Origin of the sequence: Caryophanon latum (assembly GCF_001700325.1) — a bacterium.
Lineage (GTDB): Bacteria > Bacillota > Bacilli > Bacillales_A > Planococcaceae > Caryophanon > Caryophanon latum.
The window spans coordinates 1-1796 of the sequence record NZ_MATO01000071.1; the positions used below are offsets into that span (position 1 = coordinate 1).

General features: G+C 44.3%; 1 protein-coding gene. It reads left to right on the top strand.

What is annotated here, in order from left to right:
• Positions 1 to 120 precede the first annotated feature (120 nt).
• Entirely contained in the window at positions 121 to 1398 is a 1278-nt protein-coding gene (locus tag A6K76_RS15015; RefSeq protein ID WP_066466419.1) for an IS110 family RNA-guided transposase, read from the top strand.
• The last annotated feature ends 398 nt before the right edge of the window (positions 1399 to 1796 follow it).

A 1796-nucleotide genomic window follows, 5' to 3' on the forward strand; every position in this document is an offset into this window, starting at 1 on the left:
AGAAAGGAGCATTCCTGTTAGAAAACTTTTCGGGGACTTGAAAATAAAAAAGCCCTCTTGTATGATGCTTGAGTGTCAACGGACAATTGACTCGAACATCTACAGAGAGGACTCCATTCCATGAATTTTAATACGAATGAAAAAATTAATCAAGTTTCTGAAAATACGCTCGTCATCGGCATCGATATCGCTAAGCACAAACATTTCGCGTGTGCGGTGGATGATCGTGGCCGTGTGCTCCAAAAATCTTTTCCGATTTTTCAATCGCGTATTGGATTTGAAACGTTTTATGAGCGGCTACTTACGTTAAAGACAGCACATGAGAAACAAGAGATCCTTGTTGGTTTCGAACCAACAGGTCATTACTGGATGAACTTAGCTGCGTTTTTAACACACTATGGCATTCCGTTTGTAATGGTCAATCCGATGCACGTCAATCGCTCAAAAGAACTCGACGATAACCTGCAGACGAAAAACGACCAAAAAGATGCGCTTGTCATTGCACGCTTACTGCGTGATGGACGCTTCAGTTATCCGCGTGTACTCGAAGGCGTGGAAGCTGAATTACGAAACGGTGCGACCTTGCGTTCAAAGCTCCAAGAAGATATAAACGCGCTTCAAAATCGCATCATTCGCTGGCTAGATCGCTTTTTCCCAGAGTTTCCACAGGTCTTCAAAAGCTTCGGAAAAATGGCGTATGCGGTGTTGGAACAAACACCGTTGCCAATGGATATCGTCGGCAAAACGCCGGAAGAGCTACTTTTCTTATATCGCCAAGTAGAGGGGATGAAACATCCTCACCTACCAAAAGCGAAACAATTAGTGACACTGGCACCACATTCGATTGGACTGACAGAAGGACTCGTGATGGCCCGTTTAGAAATGACCACACTGCTTTCACAGGTTCGATTAATGAAGGTGCAGTTGACCGAATTAACAGCGCAGCTCACAGAGCTCGCGAAACAAATGACGGATTATGACTATCTTGCATCAGTACCAGGGATTGGAGATGCGACGGTTGTCGAGCTACTATCAGAAGTCGGTTCCTTCACACAATACGAGCATCCACGCCAATTACTAAAATTAGCGGGTCTCACATTACGTGAAAATTCTTCTGGTAAACAAACTGGACAAAAACGGATCTCTAAACGAGGCAGACGGAAACTCCGAGCCCTCTTATTCCGCGTCATGATGCCCTTGATTCAACATAATTCAGCCTTTAAAGCATTACATGACTATTACACCATGCGGGCGACGAATCCCCTGCGTAAAAAGCAATCGGTAGTCGTTTTATGTGGAAAGCTACTCAAGATTTTACATGCGTTGTGTACGAAGCACAGGCATTTTAACGCAGCCCAAATGATGCACGATTTTACCCATCTTCAACAGGCGGCGTAAGCGCCATTATCGAACAGTTACATCAACAGGATGACACGGAGAAGCCGGCATTATATTCACCATTCGACCGTTCTAATAGCGACGAGTCCCTAAAGGAGCATCGCCAGCCTCTGCCTTATGAATAGACCGAACGAAGGAATGTACGCGCAAACAGACGCCTAGAGACATGGGAGGGTCCGTCATCATAAGTAACGCAGAGATCCAAAAGTGCATCCCTATACCGCACTGGATTAGGAGAAATATTACCAGTTAATGGGTTCTCCTACAGCGAAGCGTACGGACCGTTTGTAAGAAAAATCAATAACTAGAAAATAACGATAGATGTACGTGTCAAAAAAATTTTTTACGACACTTAAAAATGGCACAAACCATTGATACATCAACATTTATAGAGGGAG

Excerpts from the sequence above, each read along its gene's own strand:
- A6K76_RS15015 (WP_066466419.1), top strand. The coding sequence starts at position 121 with ATGAATTTTAATACGAATGAAAAAATTAATCAAGTTTCTGAAAATACG.